Origin of the sequence: Streptomyces sp. NPDC091289, from assembly GCF_044757365.1 — a bacterium.
Lineage (GTDB): Bacteria > Actinomycetota > Actinomycetes > Streptomycetales > Streptomycetaceae > Streptomyces.
Genome location: NZ_JBIVUT010000007.1, coordinates 16,426 through 38,282, shown reverse-complemented (window position 1 = coordinate 38,282; position 21,857 = coordinate 16,426). Strand labels below are relative to the sequence as shown.

20 protein-coding genes and 1 tRNA gene are annotated in these 21,857 nt (G+C 70.2%); 6 read left to right on the top strand and 15 right to left on the bottom strand.

Going from position 1 to position 21,857, the window contains the following annotated elements; all coding sequences use genetic code 11:
- Positions 1-3: 3 nt before the first annotated feature.
- The 3 genes from ACIQPT_RS10790 to ACIQPT_RS10780 all read right to left on the bottom strand — a co-directional run bounded on the left by ACIQPT_RS10790 (position 4) and on the right by ACIQPT_RS10780 (position 1,538).
- Positions 4-672: a GNAT family N-acetyltransferase gene (locus tag ACIQPT_RS10790; protein ID WP_401154730.1), complete on the bottom strand. Its 669-nt coding sequence runs from the start codon at positions 670-672 to the stop codon at positions 4-6.
- A 22-nt stretch (positions 673-694) separates the two neighbouring features.
- A complete protein-coding gene (locus tag ACIQPT_RS10785) occupies positions 695-1,360 on the bottom strand; it encodes a nucleoside deaminase (RefSeq protein WP_401154728.1) in 666 nt (221 codons plus the stop codon).
- Between the two features lie 103 nt (positions 1,361-1,463).
- Positions 1,464-1,538: transfer RNA gene (locus ACIQPT_RS10780), tRNA-Val, on the bottom strand.
- 208 nt (positions 1,539-1,746) lie between these two features.
- On the opposite strand from ACIQPT_RS10780, the gene ACIQPT_RS10775 reads away from it, so the two are divergent.
- The 3 genes from ACIQPT_RS10775 (at position 1,747) to ACIQPT_RS10765 (ending at position 4,388) form a co-directional block, all read left to right on the top strand.
- Positions 1,747-2,547: a DUF4097 family beta strand repeat-containing protein gene (locus ACIQPT_RS10775; RefSeq protein WP_401154727.1), complete on the top strand. Its 801-nt coding sequence runs from the start codon at positions 1,747-1,749 to the stop codon at positions 2,545-2,547.
- A 71-nt stretch (positions 2,548-2,618) separates the two neighbouring features.
- Complete coding sequence (locus ACIQPT_RS10770) at positions 2,619-4,112, top strand: hypothetical protein (RefSeq protein ID WP_401154725.1); 1,494 nt, start codon at positions 2,619-2,621, stop codon at positions 4,110-4,112.
- A 57-nt stretch (positions 4,113-4,169) separates the two neighbouring features.
- Complete coding sequence (locus ACIQPT_RS10765; protein ID WP_401154723.1) at positions 4,170-4,388, top strand: zinc ribbon domain-containing protein; 219 nt, start codon at positions 4,170-4,172, stop codon at positions 4,386-4,388.
- An 8-nt stretch (positions 4,389-4,396) separates the two neighbouring features.
- Here ACIQPT_RS10765 and ACIQPT_RS10760 read toward each other — a convergent pair whose 3' ends face one another.
- Genes ACIQPT_RS10760 through ACIQPT_RS10745 form a run of 4 tightly spaced genes read right to left on the bottom strand, consistent with a single transcriptional unit; the run spans position 4,397 to position 9,705 of the window.
- Positions 4,397-5,056, bottom strand: a complete 660-nt coding sequence (locus tag ACIQPT_RS10760; protein WP_401154722.1) for an O-methyltransferase — start codon at positions 5,054-5,056, stop codon at positions 4,397-4,399.
- 41 nt (positions 5,057-5,097) lie between these two features.
- Positions 5,098-5,919: an HAD family hydrolase gene (locus ACIQPT_RS10755; RefSeq protein WP_401154720.1), complete on the bottom strand. Its 822-nt coding sequence runs from the start codon at positions 5,917-5,919 to the stop codon at positions 5,098-5,100.
- On the bottom strand, positions 5,916-8,477 hold the full coding sequence (locus tag ACIQPT_RS10750) for a phosphoribosyltransferase (RefSeq protein WP_401154718.1): 2,562 nt from the start codon (positions 8,475-8,477) through the stop codon (positions 5,916-5,918). Before ACIQPT_RS10750 ends, ACIQPT_RS10755 begins: the two co-directional genes overlap by 4 nt.
- A 10-nt stretch (positions 8,478-8,487) precedes the next feature.
- Entirely contained in the window at positions 8,488-9,705 is a 1,218-nt protein-coding gene (locus tag ACIQPT_RS10745; RefSeq protein ID WP_401154716.1) for an HpcH/HpaI aldolase/citrate lyase family protein, read from the bottom strand.
- A 221-nt stretch (positions 9,706-9,926) separates the two neighbouring features.
- Here ACIQPT_RS10745 and ACIQPT_RS10740 point away from each other — a divergent pair, with 221 nt between their 5' ends.
- Positions 9,927-10,814 (top strand): TerD family protein, encoded by an 888-nt coding sequence (locus ACIQPT_RS10740; protein WP_401154714.1) that lies wholly within the window; start codon positions 9,927-9,929, stop codon positions 10,812-10,814.
- Between the two features lie 70 nt (positions 10,815-10,884).
- Here the strand turns inward: ACIQPT_RS10740 and ACIQPT_RS10735 are convergent, their stop codons facing one another.
- The 6 genes from ACIQPT_RS10735 to ACIQPT_RS10710 form a co-directional block, all read right to left on the bottom strand.
- The gene (locus tag ACIQPT_RS10735; RefSeq protein WP_401154712.1) at positions 10,885-11,619 is read right to left on the bottom strand and encodes a Tellurium resistance; all 735 of its coding nucleotides are present in this window, start codon (positions 11,617-11,619) and stop codon (positions 10,885-10,887) included.
- Positions 11,620-11,750: 131 nt separating this feature from the next.
- Positions 11,751-12,902, bottom strand: a complete 1,152-nt coding sequence (locus ACIQPT_RS10730; protein WP_401154710.1) for a DUF475 domain-containing protein — start codon at positions 12,900-12,902, stop codon at positions 11,751-11,753.
- A 68-nt stretch (positions 12,903-12,970) separates the two neighbouring features.
- Positions 12,971-13,546, bottom strand: coding sequence for a TerD family protein (locus ACIQPT_RS10725; protein ID WP_010057499.1), 576 nt, complete (start codon positions 13,544-13,546; stop codon positions 12,971-12,973).
- Positions 13,547-13,678: 132 nt separating this feature from the next.
- Positions 13,679-14,254 carry a TerD family protein gene (locus ACIQPT_RS10720; RefSeq protein WP_030585954.1) on the bottom strand — a complete coding sequence of 192 codons (576 nt, stop codon included), beginning with the start codon at positions 14,252-14,254 and terminating at the stop codon, positions 13,679-13,681.
- Between the two features lie 138 nt (positions 14,255-14,392).
- The gene (locus ACIQPT_RS10715; protein ID WP_073801621.1) at positions 14,393-14,851 is read right to left on the bottom strand and encodes a peroxiredoxin; all 459 of its coding nucleotides are present in this window, start codon (positions 14,849-14,851) and stop codon (positions 14,393-14,395) included.
- A gap of 212 nt (positions 14,852-15,063) precedes the next feature.
- Positions 15,064-15,501, bottom strand: a complete 438-nt coding sequence (locus ACIQPT_RS10710; protein WP_030585952.1) for a DUF3052 domain-containing protein — start codon at positions 15,499-15,501, stop codon at positions 15,064-15,066.
- 506 nt (positions 15,502-16,007) lie between these two features.
- Here ACIQPT_RS10710 and aceE point away from each other — a divergent pair.
- Positions 16,008-18,740 carry a pyruvate dehydrogenase (acetyl-transferring), homodimeric type gene (gene aceE, locus ACIQPT_RS10705; RefSeq protein ID WP_401154708.1) on the top strand — a complete coding sequence of 911 codons (2,733 nt, stop codon included), beginning with the start codon at positions 16,008-16,010 and terminating at the stop codon, positions 18,738-18,740.
- A 62-nt stretch (positions 18,741-18,802) separates the two neighbouring features.
- On the opposite strand, the gene ACIQPT_RS10700 is transcribed toward aceE, so the two are convergent.
- Positions 18,803-19,210, bottom strand: a complete 408-nt coding sequence (locus ACIQPT_RS10700) for a peptidase inhibitor family I36 protein (protein WP_401154706.1) — start codon at positions 19,208-19,210, stop codon at positions 18,803-18,805.
- Positions 19,211-19,387: 177 nt separating this feature from the next.
- On the bottom strand, positions 19,388-20,884 hold the full coding sequence (locus ACIQPT_RS10695) for an MFS transporter (protein ID WP_401155150.1): 1,497 nt from the start codon (positions 20,882-20,884) through the stop codon (positions 19,388-19,390).
- Between the two features lie 250 nt (positions 20,885-21,134).
- Here ACIQPT_RS10695 and ACIQPT_RS10690 point away from each other — a divergent pair, with 250 nt between their 5' ends.
- Positions 21,135-21,848, top strand: coding sequence for a TetR family transcriptional regulator (locus ACIQPT_RS10690; protein WP_401154704.1), 714 nt, complete (start codon positions 21,135-21,137; stop codon positions 21,846-21,848).
- The last annotated feature ends 9 nt before the right edge of the window (positions 21,849-21,857 follow it).

The following is a 21,857-nucleotide window of genomic DNA, read 5'->3' as shown; positions in this document are numbered from 1 at the left end:
CCGTCACACTCCCCCGGCGTCACATACCTGACAGCCGCGCAGCAGCAGCGCCTCCGAGCCGACCGGCCGGAACCCGGCGGCCTGGAACGCCCGGATACTGCGCGCGTTGCCCGCGGCCTGCTGCGACCAGAGCGGTTCGCCCGGGGGCACCAGATGCCGTGCGGCGGTGGCGAGGGCGCGGCCGAGGCCCCGGTGCCGGGCGTCCTCGTCCAGCTCGACGGCCACCTCCCACCGTCCCGCCACCCCGCGCCCGAGCACCAGCACGCCCCCGCCGACCTCCCACATCCGCACCCCGTCCCGCCGCCGACGGGCGCTGACCACGCGCGGGTGCACGGGGTCGGTGACCTCCCGCAGCTCCAGCCCGGGCGCACCGGGCAACGAGGACGCCACAGTCAACAGGTCGATGGTGTCGGTGACCCGCCCGGTGCGTTCCAGGAGGGCCAGCAGGAAGCGGGGGTGCATGGTCGCGGCCAGCGCGTCGCAGTCCAGAGCGGCCAACGTCGCATGGACCCACTCGGGGTCCTCGTCGGTGAACACGACCGAGTGCGCGGTGAAGGCGATCACTCCCGTGTCGCGACCGCTCGGCGCGGCGACCACGGTCGTGCTCCCATCAGCCTCCGGAAACCGCCCGCACGCCGCCCCGTCCAGGATCTCCGCCAGCGTCTGCCCCATGAAATGCCCCCTTGCGAAACGTTCATCCACCAGTACGCAGTCGGCGCGCGGCCGATGCCTCGATGATCCCCGGCCAGACCCCCGACAGCCACGCCCGCACCGACGGGGAAGCCGGCGGTCCGGGAGGCAGACCGTCGTGCAGATGGGCGGTCTCGGGCTCCAGCACCCGGTTGCGCGACAGCGTGGCCGGCTCCTCCCCGCCGTCCCCGGCCTCCGAGACGCTCTTCAGGAACATCACGTTGGCCGCGACGAGCCACACGCCCCCGGTCGTGCGCGTCCCCGAGGAGGAGCCGTCGTTCCCGGTGGCCAGGGCCCAGGGGTCGGGCGCCAGGTAGCGCACCGCTCCGACCCCGGTGAACGACGCGGCGGCCGAGCACATCGAGCAGGGTTCCTGGGTGCTCCAGAGCGTGGTGGCGCCCAGGTCCCATTCCGTACGGGCCGAGCCCAGCACGTTCAACTCGGCGTGGGCCAGCGGCGTACCGCGCAGCGGACCGTCGCCGGGCCCGGTGTCATAGGCCTGGTTCCGCCCCTCGGCCAGCACCGCCCCGGCCGGGCCGGTCAGCACGGAGCCCACCGCGAGCCCACCGGCCTCCAACGCCTCGTAGGCAAGCCCCAGGCTCCGCCTCACGGCTTCGGGGGCCGCGGCCCAGGCCTGGTCGAAGTCCTCGTCATCTCTCTCGTCGCGCACCGGCTCAGGGTAGGCCGCAGGGCAACAGCGAGGGAGGGGGAAAGGAAAGACACCGAAGGCCCCCGACCATGATCGGTCGGGGGCCTTCGGCATGTTTCCTGACTGGTGGGCGCGGACGGTTTCGAACCGCCGACATCTGCTTTGTAAGAGCAGCGCTCTACCCCTGAGCTACGCACCCGTGGATGAGGCAACAGCGTACATGGACCCGGGCCCCTGCTCATAAACAGTTCCGGCCTCGGGTGCGTGCCCGGAACCGGGGGATAACCCCACCACGAGACGGTAGCCGTCCGGATCCCGCCGGGGGCCGGCAGTGCATACGGTTCGAGTACACCGGCAGGGACGTCCGGTGGCACCGTCCGGCAGCACGCAGTGGGGGACCGATCACCGTGGACATGGTTACGAGCGCACCGACCCGCACCCGCCTCGGGGGCCCCGGGCGGGTCCTTGCCCTGGGAGGTGGGGTCGCGTTGCTGGCCCTGGCGCTCACCGGGTGCGGGAGTACGGACGTGGACGGCGCCCCCGTCGAGCGCAAGACCTTCGCGCTGGAGGGGAAGACGCTGACCATCGAGGCCGAGAACGGCACCGTGGACCTCGTGCCCGCCGACGTGGCGCAGATCGAGGTGGAGCGGCAGGTCGACGGGTGGGCGGTGTTCGGCAGTGGGCCGGACTCCGTCTGGAAGATGGAGGGGGACACGCTCACGCTCCGGGTGAAGTGCGAAGGCGTGCTCAACAACTGCGAATCCCGGCACCGGGTGAAGGTGCCGCGCGGGGTCGATGTGACGGCCTCGTCGGACAACGGGACGATCAGCGCCACCGGCTTCGACCGCGCGCTGGACCTCTCGTCCGACAACGGGAAGATCAACGTCCAGGACGCGAGCGGCGCGCTGAAGCTGAAGAGCGACAACGGGGAGATCCGGGCGGACCGGATTTCCGGCCCCTCCGTGATCGCCCACGCCGACAACGGGGAGATCCGGCTGGGCTTCAGTTCGGTGCCCGACCTCGTGGACACCGCGAGCGACAACGGGGGCATCACCATCGATCTGCCGCCGGGCGCACAGAAGTACGCGGTGAACGCCTCCGCCGACAACGGGGACGTCTCGATCGGGGTGCCGCGCGCCGACGACAGCGCCCATGTGGTGAAGGCGCGCAGCGACAACGGCCAAGTCACGGTACGAAGCGCGAACTAACCGACCCGTGTGTTCGTCCTTACCTGGTGGGAGAATGTACCGGGCAGGGCGAATCGGCACGGGAGAGGGATGTGACGGCGACACACGCGCGGCCGGAGGCAGGAGCGGGTGGAAGTTCCGCCGTCCAGAGTGGTCACCAGAGGGGTCAAGGCAGTCGGGGTGGGCGGGTTCTGCCGGGGCAGCACGCCTCCGGCGGGCCGCGGATCCCAGGCGGTCGGGGCGTGGCCGGGGGCCGGGGCGGTTCCGGTGGCCGGGATCTCCTGGCGCTGATGCTGCTGCCCGTGCCCCTCGTGCTCGCCGCGCTGCCCGCCGCCTTCGCCGGTGGCGGTACGCGCCGCTGGTTCGGCGGGCGTGGGGAGAACCAGCGGGCCGAGGCGCAGGCCGCGAAGGACGCCGCCGCCGAGGCCTTCTACGACCTGGACAGCGCCCAGCGTGATCTGAGGATCTCCATCGAGACCATCAGCGCCGTGGACAGCTCCTCGCGCGGCCGCAAGGCCGTCGAGGACTTCGCCGCGCTCGGCCGGCGCATCGATGAGGTCAGTCACGCCTACATCACTGCCGTCGACAGCCATGACCTGGACCGGGACGACCTGGAGCCCGCCGCCGCCTCCCGGGCCCGCACCGAGCTGACCCGGGCCAAGGACGACCTCGTACGGGTCAAGGGCGAGCTGGACCGCTTCGCCCAGGGGCTCGGGCCCCTGCTGGGCAGCGCGGAGACGCAGCTCGCCCGGCTCGCCCCGGCCGTCGAGCGGGCCCGGCAGGCGCTTCTGGGCGCGAGCAACGCCCTCGACGCGGTACGGGCCGCGGGGCTGCGGGCCGATGAGCTCGCCGCCCGGCTCGCCGCGCTCGCCCCGGAGCTGACCAAGCTGAACCAGGGCGCGGGAAAGCACGGCGTCGCGGAGACCCTCCAGCGGGCCGATGTGGTGCTGCGCGATGCGGAGGCGCTGCGCACCGAGGCGGAGCGGCTGCCGGAGCGGGCCGCCGAGATCGACCGCAGGCTCGTCTCCCTGCGGACGCGTGCGCAGGCGCTCACGACGCGGACCGGTTCGGTGGAGCCGGTGCTCAGCGAGTTGCGGCGGCGTTTCTCGGCCGCCTGCTGGCAGGACCTCCAGCCCGTCCCGGAGCAGGCCGCCGTGAACGTACGGCAGGCCGAGGAGAAGCTCGCCGAGGCGGCGAAGGCGCGCGACGAGCAGCGCTGGGCGGACGCGACGTCCCGGCTGTCCACGGTCCGCGCCCTGCTCAACGCGACGGACGAGGCGGTTTCCGCCGCCGGGGACCGGTTGCAGCAGTTGAACGCCGTGGCGAAGGACCCGCAGCAGGAGATCGAGCGCACCCGGTTCGCGGTGCGGGACGCCCAGCGTCTCGCCATGTCCGGCCGGTACACGCCCGACCCCCGGCACGCCCGGCCGCTCGACGACTCCGTCGCCCGGCTCGAGCGGGCCATCGCCGGACTCGAAGGGCGCCACCCCGACTACTGGCACTTCCTGACCGAGACCGAGGCCGTGCGGCAGACCGCCGCCCGGGTCGTCTCCGACATCCGCGAGGAGCGCGGCGCCGGCGCCTGAGGCCTCGCACTGCCCGGGGGCGTGGCCCCCGGGCCGCGATGGCTCTAGCCTGAGCCCATGCCTCGTTACGAATTCCGCTGCCGCACCTGCGGAGACACGTTCGAACTCAGCCGTCCCATGGCCCAGTCCTCGGACCCCGCCTCCTGCCCCGCAGGCCACGACGACACCGTCAAGCTGCTGTCCGCCGTGGCCGTGGGCGGTGCCGCCGGCGCCGCTCCCGCACCGTCCGGCGGTGGTGGGGGCGGGGGTTGCTGCGGAGGCGGGTGCTGCGGCTGAGACCCGGTCTACTTCTTGCGGGACAGCGTCAGGCCGTCCGCGACCGTCAGCAGGACGCTGTCCATCCGGGTGTCCGCGCTCACGTGGTCGTTGAACTTCTTGATCGCCGCCGCCGGGCCCGTCGCCTCCGGGTCCGTCACCCCGCCGTGGAAGAGCACGTTGTCCGTGGCGATGACCCCGCCCTGCCGCATCCGGGGCACCAGCTCCTCCCAGTACCCGATGTAGCCGCCCTTGTCCGCGTCCAGGTAGGCGAAGTCGATGTGCGGCTCGGCGGGCATCGCGCGCAGGGTGTCCAGGGCCGGGGCGATGCGCAGGTCGATCCGGTCCGCGACGCCCGCCTTCTCCCAGGCCTCACGCCCGTACGCCGTCCACTCCTCCGAGATGTCGCAGGCGATCAGCGTGCCGTCGGCGGGCAGCGCCCGGGCCATCGCCAGGGCGCTGAACCCGGTGAACGTGCCGACCTCCACCACATGCCGGGCGCCCACCAGCCGGACGAGGAAGGCGAGCAGCGGGGCCTGCTCCTCGGCCGACACCATGCCCGCGTGGTCGGGGAATTTCGCGTACGTGGTGTCCACCAGCTCCCGCTGGACCGGGTCCAGCGGCGGGTTGTGGGCCAGCATGTAGGCGTACAGCTCGTCGGTGATCGTTGTGTCGTTGCCCTTGGTCATGACCCCAGCCTTCCCCAACCCGTGCCGTCGCGCAGCCGAACTCACACAGCCGAAGCCGCCAGGAAGCGCCGCAGGATCTCCTCCCCCGCCGCTCCGCCGCGCTCCTCCAGGGCCACCACGTGCGGGGCGCTCCAGCCCTCGTCGGCCAGTTCGCCGTGGCCGGGGCGCCAGCCGAGGTCGGCGGCGAGCAGCAGGTCGGCGTCGAGGAGGGAGTCCCCGGCGGCGAGCGTGCGCGTGGCGCCGATGCGGCGGGCGACCTCATGCATCGCGGCACTCTTGGTGAGCGGCGCCGGGACCGCGTAGATCTTGCGGCCCTGGAGCGAGACCGTCCAGCCGCGCGGCCGGGCCCAGGCGGCCAGTTCCTTCACCCACTCCTCGGGCAGCAGGGAGCGTTCGACGACGAGGTAGGCGAAGAGATCCTCGGCGACCCGTTCCTTGAGGAGCCAGGCGGGGTTCGCGGTGGTGGCGAGATGGGCGCGGATCTCGGTGAGGGGCGCGCACTCCTCCGCGATCCGGGTCTCGACCTGCCGCTGCCAGTCGCGGTCGGAGACGCCGTCGACCAGGATGTGGCCACCGTTGGCGCAGATCGCGTACCGGGAGGCGGGGCCGGGCAGGTGGATGCGGTGGTACTGCTCGCGGGTGCGGGTGGTGGTCGGGACGAAGACCGTGGAGCCGGCCAGGTCGGTGAGGAGGGCGGCCGACCTCTCCGTCATGTACGAGAGGGGCTGGTGGCCGTACACCTCGACGCACAGGAGGCGGGGGGCTTCCGCGTCCGGCATCGACAGGTCCAGCGAGGCCGCCGAGTAGATCAGCGTACGGTCGAGGTCGCTCGCCACCAGGGTGGTGGAAGAAGTCGTGCTCATGCGCCCTGCACCGCCTTGCCGTCCGCGCCCGTCGCGCCGCGTGTGAACCGGGGGTGGATCAGACCGACACAGCTGTACGGGAGGTCGTCGACCTCCTCGACCGGGACGCCGCGCTGTTCGGCCAGCAGCCTGATGTGCTCCAGGTCCGCGCCCGCGCCGCGCTTCGCGAGGATCTTCCAGGGGACCCGGCGGAGCAGGACCCGGGTGGTCTCGCCGACGCCCGGCTTGACCAGGTTCACGTCGTGGATGCCGTACTCCTCGCTGATCCGCTCGACGGCCGCCCAGCCCTCCCAGGTCGGGGAGCGGTCGGCGGCGAGCAGTTCCTTGGCTTCGGCCTCGACCTGGCCCGCCACCTCGTCGAAGCGGGCGGCGACCGTGTCGAGGAAGAGGCCCGAGACGTCGGAGTCCGCCAGTTCCCGGTAGAACTTTCCGCCGTGGAAGTCGTCGGGGCCGACCAGGTCGGCACGGAGCACCGTACGGGAAATGAGGCCGGAGACCGTGGAGTTGAGGCAGGCCGAGGGGATGAGGAAGTCCTCGCGGGTGCCGTACGTCCGGACGCAGCCGCCCGGGTCGGCGAGCACCGAGATCTCCGGGTCGAAACCGGCGGGCCCGCCCGAGGCCTCGAACTCCGTTATCGCCGCCGCCAGTTCGCGGGTGATCGCGCCCTTACCGGTCCAGCCGTCGACGAACACCACGTCGGCCGGGTCGTGATGGGCGGCCAGCCAGCGCAGGGCGGCGGCGTCGATGCCCCGGCCCCGGACGATGGAGATGGCGTAGTGCGGCAGGTCCAGGCCGTGCCGGTGCTGGGCCCAGCGGCGCATCAGGACCCCGACCGGGGTTCCGGCGCGGGCGAGCGAGACGAGCACGGGGCGCGGGCCGCGTTCGGCGAGGACCGTCTCGGTGACCGTGCCCACCGCGCGGGCGATGCGCGCGGCGGAGGTCTCCAGGGCGGCGGTGAACAGGGCCTGGTAGGCGGCGCTCGGCTGGTACTCCACGGGCAGTGACTCCGCGTAGTGCGCACCGCCGCTCTGGATCGCCTCCTCGCGCTCCTCGGTGGGCGCTTCCAGCTCGGTGTCCGAGAGGTCCTGGAGCAGCCAGCCGACGTCCTCCGGCGCGTAGCTCGAGAAGTCGGGGCCTCGGAGGGGCTCGGGCAGCACGGCGGGCTCCTGAACAGGTGTGGGGGTGTACGAGACAGGTGTGGGGGTGTACGAGGGGACGACCGCGAGGAGGACGTGGCTCGTGTGCTCGGCGAGCCGGGCCAGCAGTCCGTCGGGGGCGTGCAGTGCGGGGGTGTCGGCTGTGGAGTCGACGACGGCGACCACGGCGTCGAAGCCGGCGCCCGCCACGTTGTACGCGTACCGGTCGCCGGGGCCGTCGGCCGGGTCGTCGTGGGCCGGGAAGACGAGGCGGGTGCGTATCGCGTAGCCGGGGTCGTCGACGGCCAGGACGGGCGAGCGGGTGGTGGTGGAGTAGCGGACCTCGGCGTCGGACCCGAGGGCCGCTTCGAGGGCGGTGCCCAGGCGCAGCGGGGCGTACATCAGCTCCTCGAAGCCGAGGACGAGGATCCGGCGGGGGCGGCGGTTCCCGTCGTCGCTCAGCGCGGTCGCGATCCGGTCCGCCATGGCCGGGAGCGCTGCTTCCAGGGCCGCCCGGTGCGCGGGGGTGAAGCCGTGCCGGCCGCCGTCGGGGACGCCTGCGGGCCAGTCGAGGTCGACCCGGGTGACGGGGACGGGAGCGGGAGCGGGGGCAGCGCCTCCGGAAGCCTTCTCGACGTGCTCCGCCTGCTCCGCCTCCTGGGCCTGCTCCGCCTCCTGGGCCGCGACCAGGGCCTGGCCGCGTTCCAGCACGCCGTCCGGCAGGGCGACCGTCCCGGTGCTGCGCGTCACCAGGTCGACGCGGGCGCCGATCTCGGCGGCGAAGGCGGTCAGCCGGTCGCGGTCGCCGGCCGAGCGCATGTCGACCAGGGCGACGATGACGTACCGCTCGCGCGGGTGCAGGGCGTGCAGCGCGCGGATGGTGTTGAGGACCGTGTTGCCGGTGGAGAACTCGTCGTCGACCAGCACCAGGGTGGAGGCCTCCGCTCCGGGCCCGCCGCCCGCGAGCAGCTCACCGTCCTCCGGCAGCAGCAGGTGCGAGGTGGCGTGCGAGTGGGACTCCTCGAAGCCGCCCGCCTGCCGGACGCCCGTCACCGGTCGCCGGGTGGAGTGCAGGTACGGGGCGTCCCGCAGGCCGTCCGCGACGGCGTGGCCGAGGCCGGTGGCCGTCTCCGCGTACCCGAGGACCACCGCGCGGCGGGCCTCCCGCGCGCCGAGCAGCGCCCGTACCCGCTCACCCAGCTCGAATCCGGCCCCGTGGACGACGGAGGGCCGCTGCGGCACATGCTTGCCCAGCACGTTGGAGACCAGCAGATGCGCCCGCTTGGGGTTGCGGCGCAGGGCCAGCCCCAGCAGTTCCTGGAGCTCTCCGTCGCCTTCGAGGGCGACTCCCAGCCGTTCGGCCACCCAGTTGCCCGACCACACCACGTTCACGGTCTCTTCTCTCGTCGCGCGCTCGCTCATCGATGCGCGCTCAGTTCGTCAGGCCGGCGGCCAGCAGGTCCACGAAGCCGACGTCTTCCTTCGCCACCCCGAAGACCTCGGCGCGCTGGAGCGTGCGCTCGGCCCAGGCCCGGTGGGGCTTCACTTCGTTCATCTTGTTCGTGTACGCCGAGCGCAGCACCCCGCCGCCCCCGCGCTCGGGGCTCAGGATGTCCTGGGCGTCGGTGAACTCCTCGTGGCTGACCACGGACAGGGCGTGGACGGGCGCCACGTGCGAGGGGTGGATGCAGGTCTTGCCGAGCAGTCCGTTGGCGCGGTCGAGCTCGATCTCGCGGAGCAGTCCGTCGAGGTCGTGCTCGATGAGTGCCGTACGCAGCTCCTCGGCCCGGCCCTCCAGGAAGGGGCTGCGGCGCAGCTGGGGCTTGAACATGCGCTCCTGGCGGCGGAAGTACTCCCAGACCGGGCCGGTGATCGTGAAGCCGGTGCCGTCGGCGCGGCCGAGCACGTTGACCACGTCGGCGATGACGGAGGCGACGATGTGGACGTCGTACGCCGTCATGTCGGGCGCGCGGCGCAATCCGTAGGCCGAGCAGAAGTCGGTGACGCCGAGCCGCAGGGCGAGCACCCGGTCCCGGTACTTGTCGACGCTGCGGGCGATTCCCTGGAGAATTTCGCCGCGCGTCTCCAGATGGAGCAGCTCGGGGGATTCGAGGACCGGCATGGCGAAGAGCCGTCGGCCGCACGCCGTCTCTGCCTCGGCGAGCGCCTCCAGGAACTGCCGTCCCCGCTCTTCGGTGAATTTGGGAAGTACGAAACCGGACAACATTCGGACCGAGTCGCCGAGGCGCCGCACCAGGTCGGTGATCTGGGCCGGTTCCCGTACGCGGATGAAGAGCAGCGGGATGTCGGCGCCCGGTGTGCCGCCTGCGTCGCCCTGTCCCTCCGGAGCGGACTCCGAAGCCGCCTCCCGGGCGGCCAGCGCGGAAAACTGCCTGATCAGGTTGGCTTCGGCGTCGGTCACCTCGGAGTCGTCGATCGAGTCCTCCAGGCACAGCACCATGGAGACGACGCCGCGCCCGGCCTGCTTCAGCACGTCGTCGGCGAGTGACGGACGGGTGGCCGGGGAGTAGAGCGTGGCCCCCAGGGCGACGGAGAGCATCCGTGCCGGGGAGTCCGCGGTGAAGGTGCAGGGTTCCCTGAAGAACAGGCCCTCGCGGACAGTGGGCGATATATGCCCGAAGTGACGCATGATTTTCCCCCGAACTGCCTGACCGGCCGAACAACGTATGGCCGGTAATAGTACGTACGGACGGGTGTCAACAGTTCCCCATGTACATGAATTTCCGGTTACCCGACCCTTGTCCGGCCTCCTCCCGCGGTATCGTCGCGCCCTGCCCGCGCTGCGGCCGGGCACGGTCGTGCCGCCCCCCGCGTTGTCCGCACGGGCCCCCAGCAGGCAGGATGACGGTCATGACGCACACGATGCTGAAGGGCTCGAACGTCCCCGTCGATGCCGCGGCCGTCCGGGCCGTCCTGCGCTGGACCCCGGGCACCGAGGTCCCCGACGTGGACGCCTCCGCCCTGCTCCTCGGTGCGTCCGGGCGGGTGCGGTCCGACGAGGACTTCGTCTTCTACAACCAGCCCCGGCACCCCTCCGGCCTGGTCCGGCGGCTGCCGAAGCGCAGTGTCCCGGAAGGGCTGACGGACACGGTCGAGGCGGATCTCGGGGCGCTCGACGCCTCGGTGGACCAGGTGGTCATCGCGGCCTCCTCCGACGGGGCCGCCTTCGAGCAGGTCCCGGACCTGCGGATACTCCTCTACGACGCCGCGTTCGCCGAGGGCGAGCCGCTGGCGGTGTTCGATGTCCGGCCGGAGACCGGGGAAGAGACGGCGATCATCTGCGGTGAGCTCTACCGCCGCGGCGAGGGATGGAAGTTCCGTGCGGTCGGCCAGGGCTATCCCACCGGCCTGATCGGCCTGGCCACCGCCTTCGGTATCTCGGTGGACGAGTCGGAGGCGGTGCACGGGGCGCCGGCGGTGAACGAGGCACAGGATCCGGCCGCTCCGGCGGGCCCGGGGGCCCTCCCGGCCGCCGTGCCCCCGCCTCCGGCCGTGCCGCCGGGGCCCGGTCCCGACTCGCAGGCCACGGTCCAGCACCAGCAGCCCTCCTACGGCTATCCGCCGCCGGTCGCGCACCCCGCCGCCGCCGTCGCGGCCCACCAGGCGGCGTACGGCTATCCGCAGCCGGCCACCGAGCCGCCCGCGTACGGCTATCCGCAGCCCGCGGCAGCCGCCGCGCACGCGCCCGACCCCCATTTCGTGCTGCCTCCACAAGGTCCGCAGTTCGTCCGGTCCTGAGTCCGTCCGTTCCTGAGTCCGTCCGTTCCTGAGTCCGTCCGTTCCTGAGTCGCCGGACACGCCATCGAGCTCAGGTCCGGGACTTGTAGCCGCGCCCCCACTGCATGCCGTAGCCGTACAGCCGGTCCAGTTCCGACTGGAAGCCGTACACGAACTTCACCTCGCGGCGCACGATCAGCTCGTCCTTGATGTTCTCCACGGTGAACACCGCGCAGGAGCGGGCCTGCGGTGCGCGTTCGTCCAGCTCGATCTCGATGCGCGGGCCGTTGCCCGGGTAGAGCGTGATCTTGGCGTGCGTACGGTCGAACGCGGGCGTCCGGTCGTAGATGTAGACGAAGAACAGCAGCCGCTTGATCTTGTCGCGCTGGTCGAGGTTGACGTAGACCGTCTCCCCCGAGGGCGCGCCGAAGCGGTCGTCGCCGCTGAGCCGGACGTAGGGCGGGCCGTTGAGGTCGCCGATCAGGCTGCCCAGGGGCTGCACGACCCCCTTGGTGCCGTCCGTCAGCTCGTACATGCAGCCGAGGTCCAGGTCGACGTTGACGACGCCCTGGGTGTGCGCCTGGACCACCTCGGGCTGGAAGAGCTTGAGGGGGCGCCGCAGCCGGCCGCTCTGGCGTGAGCGGCCCTCGATGTCCGAGGTCCGCATCCGCCAGGACAGGTTGACCCGGAGGTTGCCCGACAGGGCGCCCTGCTTGCTGAGCGAGATCGTGGCGTTCCGCTTGGACAGCACGACGGCGCTCGACGTCGAGTTGCCCGCGTCGAACTGCGCCGCGCGCCCCGGCCACAGGCCGTCGAAGAATCCCATACCAACCCCCACCTGTTCCCGCGCGCCCCGGACATCGCTGCGGGGCGGCCACCGGGCCGGGTCCGGGAGATCCCGGAGAGCCGTCGCCGTGTGGGCCGCCCCGCAGAGAGCGTTCCTCAATCCCTACCGGGTCACACCCCGGAGGACACTTCGGCCTTGCTTCCCGAGCCTCCGCCCTCACCGGATTCCGCGGCGAGCGCGCGGTTGCGCTTGACCGAGGACCAGAAGGACAGGGCGATCAGGATCACGCCGACCGAGCCGGTGATGAACTCGTTGATCTGGTACTGGATGGTGATCAGCAGGATGACGGAGAGCGCGCCGATCGCGTAGTGCGCGCCGTGCTCGAGGTAGACGTAGTCGTCGAGCGTGCCCTCGCGCACCAGGTAGACGGTGAGCGAACGGACGTACATGGCGCCGATGCCGAGGCCGAGGGCCATCAGCACGATCTCGTTGGTGATGGCGAAGGCGCCGATGACGCCGTCGAAGGAGAACGAGGCGTCCAGGACTTCCAGGTAGAGGAAGAGGAAGAACGCGGCCTTTCCGGCGAGGGCGACCCCGGTGACGGGCTTGCCCTTCTTCTTGGCCTCTTCCTCGGCGTCGTGCTCACGCTCCTCCTCCTCTTCGAGCTTGTTCTCGAAGAATCCGGAGAGCCCGCCGACGACGAGGTAGGTGATCAGACCGGCGATGCCGGAGAGCATGACCGTCGCCGCCTTGTCCGCGTGCCCGCCACCGTGCTGGTGGGCCTGGGTGGCGAAGGTCATGGCGCTGACGAGCAGGATGATCAGGGCGACGCAGACCGACAGCATGTCGACCTTGCCGAGCTTGGCGAGCGGACGCTCGATCCAGCGCAGCCAGTGGATGTCCCGGTCCTCGTCGAAGATGAAGTCGAGGAAGATCATCAACAGGAACATGCCACCGAAGGCGGCGATCGACGGATGGGCGTCCGTGACCAGTTCCTTGTACTTCTCCGGGTCGTTGAAGGACAGGTCGATGGCCTCGATCGGTCCGAGCTGGGCGCTCACGGCCACGATCACGACGGGGAACACCAGTCGCATACCGAAGACGGCGATGAGGATGCCGATGGTGAGGAAGATCTTCTGCCAGAAGGCATTCATCTTCTTCAGAATCCCGGCGTTGATCACCGCGTTGTCGAAGGACAGCGAGATCTCCAGGACGGACAGGATCGCGACGATGCCGAACGCCTGCCACCCCCCGTAGAGAATCGCTGCGACCAGGCCGAGCGCGGTGACCGCGAACGACCAGCCGAAGGTTTTCAGAACCACTGGCTACCCCATCGTGTTATGTAAAGGGTCTCCCCCGGTGTGTCGGGGCCCCCCGCGCGTGCGCGGCGTTATGAAACGTTGACGCCGAAGTCTAGAGCGATGCCACGCAGGCCCGACGCGTACCCCTGGCCGACTGCACGGAATTTCCACTCGCCGTTGTACCGGTAGAGCTCGCCGAAGATCATCGCGGTCTCCGTCGAGGCGTCCTCGCTCAGGTCGTAGCGGGCCAGCTCCTGGCCGTCGGCCTGGTTGACCACCCGGATGAAGGCGTTACTGACCTGGCCGAACGCCTGGCCCCGGTTGTCCGCGTCATGGATCGAGACCGGAAAGACGATCTTGTCGCAGTGGGCGGGGACCTGGTCGAGACGGACGATGACGGACTCGTCGTCGCCGTCGCCCTCCCCGGTGAGGTTGTCGCCGGTGTGCTCCACGGAGCCGTCCGGGCTCGTGAGGTTGTTGTAGAAGACGAACCACTCGTCACCGAGCACCCGGCCCGACTGGCACAGCAGTGCGCTGGCGTCGAGGTCGAAAGCTGCTCCTGTGGTGGAGCGTGCGTCCCAGCCGAGCCCGACCAGCACCTGGGTGAGGTTGGGTGCGACCTTGGAGAGGGAGACATTGCCTCCCTTGGCGAGCGTGACGCCCATGTGTGTCCTCCCCGAGTCGTGTAAACGTGACCGGGCGCTTTCGACGCCCGGGGGCGGGCGTCGAAAGCGCCCGGTCAAGGGGGTGTCCGGCCCGGATCCGATCCGGGCCGGACACCCCTTGGGGCCAGAACCTCAGACGTTGACGCCGAAGTCCTGGGCGATGCCGCGCAGGCCGGAGGCGTACCCCTGGCCGATGGCGCGGAACTTCCACTCGGCGCCGTTGCGGTAGAGCTCGCCGAAGACCATGGCGGTCTCCGTCGAGGCGTCCTCGCTCAGGTCGTAGCGGGCGAGCTCCGTGTTGTCGGCCTGGTTGACCACGCGGATGTACGCGTTACGGACCTGGCCGAAGCTCTGCTGACGGCTCTCGGCCTCGTAGATCGAGACCGGGAAGACGATCTTGTCGACGTCGGCCGGGACACCGGCGAGGTTCACCTTGATGACCTCGTCGTCGCCCTCGCCCTCACCGGTGGTGTTGTCACCGGTGTGCTCGACGGAACCGTCGGGGCTCTTCAGGTTGTTGAAGAACACGAAATTGCCGTCGGTGGCGACCTTGCCCTCGGGGTTCGTCAGCAGAGCGCTGGCGTCGAGGTCGAAGTCACCCCCGGTGGTGGTGCGGGCGTCCCAGCCCAGACCGACGATGACCGCGGTCAGGTTGGGCGCGGCCTTGGTCAGCGAGACGTTGCCGCCCTTGCTGAGGCTGACTCCCACGAGTCCTCCAGTAGTTTTCTCAGGGGCCGGCAGACACCAGCGTCCCCGTCGTTCGTTGGCATCGGATCAACGATTGGATCCTAGTGACCGGTTCCCGGCCAAAACAGGCTTTTGGCCGGGCGTCGCCAGGAGATCGTCTCAGAGCGCTTCGAGCGCCTTGACGTAGTCGTTCAGGTCACGGGCGTCCGGGAGGCCGTTGACGACGCTCCAGCGAACCACGCCCGCCTTGTCGATGACGAAGGTGCCGCGCACCGCGCAGCCCTTGTCCTCGTCGAAGACGCCGTACGCCCGCGAGGTCTCCCCGTGCGGCCAGAAGTCGGACAGCAGCGGGTACTCCAGGCCCTCCTGCTCGGCGAAGACGCGCAGGGTGTGGATGGAGTCGTTGGAGACGGCGAGGAGCTGGGTGGACTCGTTCTCGAAGCGGGGCAGCTCGTCGCGGAGCGCGCACAGCTCGCCGGTGCAGACGCCGGTGAAGGCGAACGGGTAGAACACCAGCACCACGTTCTTCTCACCGCGGAACTCCGACAGCCGCACGGTCCGGCCGTGGTTGTCCTTGAGCTGGAAGTCCGGGGCCTGACTGCCGACCTCGATCGTCATGGAACACGTATCCCTTCGCCGCTTCTCCGCTTCCCGGGGCGTCCCCAAGCCGGGTCCGTCCGGGTGACACCCACCCTACGCAGGGGCCGCGGGCCGCTCCCGGAGGGGCCGTGGACGTACGCCGTGGGGACGGTGAGAGCCCGTGGACGTACGAAGGCCCCCACGGGCGCTGTGTGCGTCCGTGAGGGCCCCGGGGTGGTGCGAAACGTGGTTCAGCGCTTGGCCTTGGCCCCCTTGGGGGTGACCAGACGGCTGCCCGTCCAGTCCTTGCCCGCGCTGATGCTCTTGGTCTGGGCGAGACCGGCTGTCTGGGCAGCCTCATTGATGTCGCTCGGTTCGACGTATCCGTCACGGCCGGTCTTCGGCGTCATCAGCCAGACCGTACCGCCGTCCTCGATCAGACCAATGGCATCCACCAGCGCGTCCGTAAGGTCGCCGTCCTCGTCGCGGAACCAGAGCAGGACGACGTCGGCGACGTCGTCGTACTCCTCGTCGACGAGTTCCTGGCCGGTAGTGGCCTCAATGCCCTCACGGAGCTCCAGCTCGACGTCTTCGTCGTAGCCGATCTCCTGGACCACTTGTCCGGGCTCGAACCCCAGGCGTGCTGCCGGGTTGGTCCGCTCCTCCGCGTGGTCCGCGGTCGCGCTCACGGGTTGCCTCCTGATCATGTCTTCGGAAAATGCTGCAGCCACGCGCGTGCGCGGGGCGTTGGCCGTAGTCCACACGGGCTCGGCGAATCGCGCAAGTACCCAGCGTGCGAGACCGCCTATACGGTGACGTTCCCTGCCACGTCGCCGCAAGTTCCGGCATGTCTCCACGGCGGCTTCCCGAGGTCTCCCCCGAGTCGCTCCATCCGTTTACGTCCTTCCTCAGCTTATGCGGTTTCGATCCGCCAATCGGAGTCGAACAGCCTTTGGGAACGCTTGGACGCCTTGGGCGTAAGGTTGCGGTTTGCCCGTACCCAGCCGCGTACTGCCCATACTCGTGCCCCGTGGACGACTTTTCGGAACCTCGGGGTTACCCCACGGTAGAGATGACGTCCGGGCCCTCGCGGTAGCACGATGGAGGCGGCGCACACACAGTTGACAGAGTGGTCCGGGGGGTGAATCCCCCGGAACAGGCCCCGTAGAGCACCACCGAACAGCGAAGGAACAGTGTGGCTTCCGGATCCGATCGCAACCCGATCATCATTGGCGGCCTTCCGAGCCAGGTCCCGGATTTCGATCCTGAAGAGACCCGGGAATGGCTCGACTCCCTCGACGCCGCCGTCGACGAGCGCGGCCGTGAGCGGGCCCGCTATCTGATGCTCCGGCTCATCGAGCGCGCGCGGGAGAAGCGCGTCGCCGTGCCGGAGATGCGCAGCACGGACTACGTGAACACGATCGCCACGAAGGACGAGCCGTTCTTCCCCGGCGACGAGGAGATCGAGCGCAAGGTCCTCAACGCGACCCGCTGGAACGCCGCCGTGATGGTCTCGCGGGCGCAGCGTCCCGGGATCGGCGTCGGCGGCCACATCGCCACCTTCGCGTCCTCCGCCTCGCTGTACGACGTGGGCTTCAACCACTTCTTCCGGGGCAAGGACCAGGGCGACGGCGGCGACCAGATCTTCTTCCAGGGGCACGCGTCCCCGGGGATCTACGCCCGCGCGTTCCTGCTGGACCGGCTGAGCGAGGCGCAGCTCGACGCGTTCCGCCAGGAGAAGTCGAAGGCCCCGAACGGCCTGTCCAGCTACCCGCACCCGCGGCTGATGCCGGACTTCTGGGAGTTCCCGACCGTCTCGATGGGTCTCGGCCCGCTCGGCGCGATCTACCAGGCGCGGATGAACCGCTACATGGAGGCGCGCGGCATCGCCGACACCTCCAAGTCGCACGTCTGGGCCTACCTGGGCGACGGCGAGATGGACGAGCCGGAGTCCCTGGGCCAGCTGTCCATCGCGGCCCGTGAGGGCCTGGACAACCTGACCTTCGTGGTCAACTGCAACCTCCAGCGGCTCGACGGGCCGGTGCGCGGCAACGGCAAGATCATCCAGGAGCTGGAGTCGCAGTTCCGCGGCGCCGGCTGGAACGTCATCAAGCTGGTCTGGGACCGCTCCTGGGACCCGCTGCTGGCGCAGGACCGCACGGGCATCCTGGTCAACAAGCTGAACACCACGCCGGACGGGCAGTTCCAGACGTACGCCACCGAGACCGGTGAGTACATCCGCGAGCACTTCTTCGGCGACGACCCCCGGCTGCGGGACATGGTCAAGGACATGTCCGACCAGCAGATCCTGCACCTGGGCCGCGGCGGTCACGACCACCGCAAGGTCTACGCGGCCTACGCGGCGGCCAAGGCGCACAAGGGCCAGCCGACGGTCATCCTGGCGCAGACGGTCAAGGGCTGGACCCTGGGGCCGAACTTCGAGGGCCGCAACGCGACCCACCAGATGAAGAAGCTCACGGTCGAGGACCTCAAGCGCTTCCGGGACCGCCTGCACATCCCGATCACCGACAAGGTGCTGGACGAGGGCTACCCGCCCTACTACCACCCGGGCCGCGACTCGGAGGAGATCCAGTACATGCACGACCGCCGCCAGGGTCTGGGCGGTTACGTCCCGACCCGGGTGGTGCGTGCGAAGCCGCTGGTCCAGCCCGAGGACAAGACGTACGCGGCTGCGAAGAAGGGTTCGGGTACGCAGTCGATCGCCACCACCATGGCGTTCGTCCGTATCCTGAAAGACCTCATGCGGGACAAGGAGATCGGCAAGCGTTTCGTGCTGATCGCGCCCGATGAGTACCGCACCTTCGGCATGGACGCGTTCTTCCCGAGTGCGAAGATCTACAACCCGCTCGGCCAGCAGTACGAGGCGGTCGACCGCGATCTGCTGCTCGCGTACAAGGAGTCCCCGACGGGGCAGATGCTGCACGACGGCATCTCCGAGGCGGGCTGCACGGCCTCGCTGATCGCGGCCGGTTCGGCGTACGCCACGCACGGCGAGCCGCTGATCCCGGTGTACGTCTTCTACTCGATGTTCGGGTTCCAGCGCACCGGCGACCAGTTCTGGCAGATGGCCGACCAGCTCGCGCGCGGCTTCGTGCTGGGCGCGACCGCCGGCCGCACGACGCTGACCGGTGAGGGCCTCCAGCACGCGGACGGCCACTCGCAGCTGCTCGCCTCGACGAACCCGGGCTGTGTCGCGTACGACCCGGCGTACGGGTTCGAGATCGCGCACATCATGAAGGACGGGCTGCGCCGGATGTACGGCGAGGCCAGCGAGGACGTCTTCTACTACCTCACCGTCTACAACGAGCCGATCCAGCACCCGGCCGAGCCGGAGGACGTGGACGTCGAGGGCATCCTCCAGGGCATCCACCGCTTCAGCACCGGCGAGAAGGGCGAGATCCCGGCCCAGATCATGGCGTCCGGTGTGGCGGTCCCCTGGGCCATCGAGGCGCAGAAGATCCTCGCGGACGAGTGGAACGTCAAGGCGGACGTCTGGTCGGCGACCTCCTGGAACGAGCTGCGCCGCGAGGCGGTGGACGTGGAGCGCTACAACCTCCTGCACCCGGAGGAGGAGCAGCGCGTCCCGTACGTGACCAGGAAGCTCGAAGCGGCCCAGGGCCCGTTCGTGGCGGTCTCGGACTGGATGCGTTCGGTTCCGGACCAGATCGCGCGCTGGGTGCCGGGCGCGTACCAGTCGCTGGGCGCGGACGGCTTCGGCTTCGCGGACACCCGGGGCGCGGCCCGCCGGTTCTTCCACATCGACGCGCAGTCGATCGTGCTGGCGGTCCTCACCGAGCTGGCCAAGGAGGGCAAGATCGACCGGTCGGCCCTCAAGACGGCGGTCGACCGCTATGAGCTCCTGGACGTGGCCGCGGCCGATCCGGGCGCGGCGGGCGGCGACGCGTAGGCGGCAGGCGGTTCCAAGGGGCGGTGACGCGAGCGCGTCACCGCCCTTTCGCGTGTCCGGGCTCAGTTCTCCCAGATCTTGAAGGCGCGTACCTGGTACGGGGAGCGGGGCGCCCACGTCCCGCCGCCGGGGTACGTCTCGAACTCGCCGGTCTCCGCGCACTCGGCGGACTGGTAGGTGGTGACGGGCCGCCCGGTGCGGTTGGCGAGGGACTGGGCGTCGCCGCCCTTCGGCAGCGGGACGCAGCTCTCGATGTCCACGCCGGAGAGCTCGAAGGTGTGGCGGGCCCCGGTGAAGTCGGGCTTCTTCCAGAGGCAGAGCCTGCCCGCCTCGCAGGTCCCGAGGGCGATGCCCGGGGACCGCTCGGGAGCCGCTGCCGCCCGGTCGTGGGCCAGCGCCTGGGGAACGAGTGCGGTGACGGCCAGGGCGGCCGCGGCGAGAACGGTCGTACGCGTCATCGTCGTGCGCATGGTGGATCAACCCCCGTGGTTGGTCGGTGCTGTTCTTCCGCCGCTCACTCTGAGTCACCGGGCGAGGGGTGCGGAAGAGGGGACCGGGGCTGCCACCCTGATAGGCGAGAGCCCCGCCGAAAGGATTCGGCGGGGCTCCGGCCTGCGCTGTGTTGACGGTCTGCGCCGCTCCGGGCGTCAGATGTGGCCGACTCCGGCGCCCGCCTCGGCGTTCGCGCCGCGCTTGGTGAGGGTGGCGACGAAGGCGGCGATCACCGCGACGACGCCGGCGACCGTGAAGGCCAGGCCCATGCCGGACATGAAGGTGTCGTGGATGACCCCGCCGATGCGGTCGATGATGTCGGGCGTCATGCCGGGAGCCTTGGCGAGCTCCTCGGCCGGGACCATGCCGAACTCGGCGGCCTGCTCCAGCTTCGGGTCGGGGTCGCCGGGCAGGCCCGCGGCCGCCCAGTTGTCCGCGAACTCGGCGCTGACCTTGGAGGACATGACCGCGCCGAGGACGGCGGTGCCGAGCGCGCCACCGACCTGCATGGCGGCCTGCTGGAGACCGCCGGCCACACCGGAGAGCTCCATGGGCGCGTTGCCGACGATGACCTCGGTGGCGCCGACCATGACCGGGGCGAGCCCGCAGCCGAGCAGGGCGAACCAGAGGGACATCGCGAAGGTGCCGGTGGACTCGGTGAGCGTGGTCATGCCGAACATCGCGGTGGCCGTGCAGACCATGCCGCCGACCAGCGGGACGCGGGGGCCGAACTTGGTGATCAGCAGGCCGGCCACGGGCGAGGAGACGATCATCATCGCGGTCAGCGGCAGCAGGTGCAGACCGCTGTCGACCGGGCTGAGGCCGTGGACGCCCTGGAGGAAGAACGTCACGAAGAAGAGGCCGCCCATGAAGGCGAAGGCCATCAGCATCATGAGGACGACACCGGCCGTCAACGGGATGGAACGGAACATCCCCAGCGGAACGAGCGGTTCCTTGACCTTGGTCTCCCAGAGACCGAAGGCCAGGAAGAGCAGGATCGCGAGGCCCAGCCACGCCCAGGTCCGGCCGTCGCCCCAGCCCCAGGACTCACCGGCCTTGATGATGCCCCAGATGAGGGAGAACATCGCGCCCGAGAGCAGCGCGATGCCGAGAAGGTCGAAGGAGCGCGGCGCGTTGGCGGCGCGGTGGTCCTTGAGGATCACCAGGCCGAAGACGAGCGCGGCGATGCCGACCGGCACGTTGATGAAGAAGACCGACTGCCAGCTGACGTGCTCGACGAGCAGACCGCCGACGATCGGACCGCCCGCGGTGGACGCTCCGATGACCATGCCCCAGATGCCGATCGCCATGTTCAGCTTCTCGGCGGGGAAGGTGGCGCGCAGCAGGCCGAGCGCGGCCGGCATCAGCAGGGCGCCGAAGAGGCCCTGGAGCACGCGGAAGAGGATGACCAGCGAGATCTCGCTGGAGAGTCCGATCGCACCGGAGGCGAGGGCGAAGCCCGCGATGCCGATGAGGAAGGTCTGGCGGTGGCCGAAGCGGTCGCCCAGCTTGCCCGCGGTGATCAGGGCGACGGCGAGGGCGAGCAGATAGCCGTTGGTGATCCACTGGACATCGGCGAGCGAGGCGCCGAGGTCCCGCTGGATCGCGGGGTTCGCGATGGCGACGATGGTGCCGTCGAGGGCGACCATCATCACGCCGATGGCGACGGCGAAGAGGGTCAGCCAGGGGTGGCCGCGAAGCCCCTTGACCGGGGCGGGTACTGCGTTGTCTTCAGGCTCCCGCGGCGCCTTCTCGACGGTGGTCTGACTAGTCATACGGGGAGACTAGTGACAGCCGCTGACAGTTGACAAACCAATTCACAAGTCAGTAACTGTCACGTAGCTCACACGTCGCGCACAGGTATGCTGAGCTGGACAAATACGGGAAAAGAGGGACCGGTACGTGACCGACGGGCAGACAGTCGAGCCCCGAGCCGGACTGCGTGAACGCAAGAAACAGCGCACCCGTGACGCCTTGGTGCGCGCCTCCCTCGAACTGTTCACCACCCAGGGGTACGAACGCACCACCGTCGACGAGATCGTCGACGCCGTGGAGGTCTCCCAGCGGACCTTCTTCCGCTACTTCGCGAGCAAGGAGGACGCGACCTTCGCCGTGCAGGAGATGGTCGAGTCCCGCTTCGTCGAGGAGCTGCGCCGGCGCCCCGCGGACGAAGCGCCCTTCGAGGCCATGCGCCGGGCGGTGCTGTGCGCGTGGAGCAGCATCGGCGAGGCCATCGAGGAGGTCGTCTCCGTCGATCTCCACATGCGGACCTATCAGATGATCGAGTCGACCCCCATCCTGCTCGCCGCCCATATGCGGCGCGGGGTCACCCTGGAGAACCAGATCGCCCTCCTGATCGCTGAGCGCGAGGGGCTCGACGTGGACCGGGATCCCCGGCCGCGGGTGGCCGTCGCCGCGTTCTCCGGGGTGATGCGGGTGACCGGTCAGCTGTGGGGCCGGGGGCTGGACCCGAGCGTGGAGGCGCTGCGCGACCTGACCGAGGAGTATCTCGACCAGCTCGTCCCGGCCCTCGCCCGGGACTGGCGTCAGGAATCCCGGGACCGGCACCAATCCCCGGACCAACATCAGGAACCCCGGGACCGGCGTCGCGCATAGCGCACCCCG

Bases quoted from the DNA above. Each gene is read 5' to 3' on its own strand.
- ACIQPT_RS10745 (WP_401154716.1), bottom strand. From the start codon at position 9,705: ATGCGTCACTTCGGGCATATATCGCCCACTGTCCGCGAGGGCCTGTTC.
- ACIQPT_RS10755 (WP_401154720.1), bottom strand. From the start codon at position 5,919: ATGAGCACGACTTCTTCCACCACCCTGGTGGCGAGCGACCTCGACCGT.
- ACIQPT_RS10695 (WP_401155150.1), bottom strand. From the start codon at position 20,884: ATGATGGTCGCCCTCGACGGCACCATCGTCGCCATCGCGAACCCCGCG.
- ACIQPT_RS10760 (WP_401154722.1), bottom strand. From the start codon at position 5,056: ATGACCAAGGGCAACGACACAACGATCACCGACGAGCTGTACGCCTAC.
- ACIQPT_RS10735 (WP_401154712.1), bottom strand. From the start codon at position 11,619: ATGGGATTCTTCGACGGCCTGTGGCCGGGGCGCGCGGCGCAGTTCGAC.
- ACIQPT_RS10700 (WP_401154706.1), bottom strand. From the start codon at position 19,210: ATGCGCACGACGATGACGCGTACGACCGTTCTCGCCGCGGCCGCCCTG.
- ACIQPT_RS10765 (WP_401154723.1), top strand. From the start codon at position 4,170: ATGCCTCGTTACGAATTCCGCTGCCGCACCTGCGGAGACACGTTCGAA.
- ACIQPT_RS10715 (WP_073801621.1), bottom strand. From the start codon at position 14,851: ATGACGATCGAGGTCGGCAGTCAGGCCCCGGACTTCCAGCTCAAGGAC.
- ACIQPT_RS10750 (WP_401154718.1), bottom strand. From the start codon at position 8,477: ATGAGCGAGCGCGCGACGAGAGAAGAGACCGTGAACGTGGTGTGGTCG.
- ACIQPT_RS10740 (WP_401154714.1), top strand. From the start codon at position 9,927: ATGACGCACACGATGCTGAAGGGCTCGAACGTCCCCGTCGATGCCGCG.
- ACIQPT_RS10790 (WP_401154730.1), bottom strand. From the start codon at position 672: ATGGGGCAGACGCTGGCGGAGATCCTGGACGGGGCGGCGTGCGGGCGG.
- ACIQPT_RS10725 (WP_010057499.1), bottom strand. From the start codon at position 13,546: ATGGGCGTCACGCTCGCCAAGGGAGGCAATGTCTCCCTCTCCAAGGTC.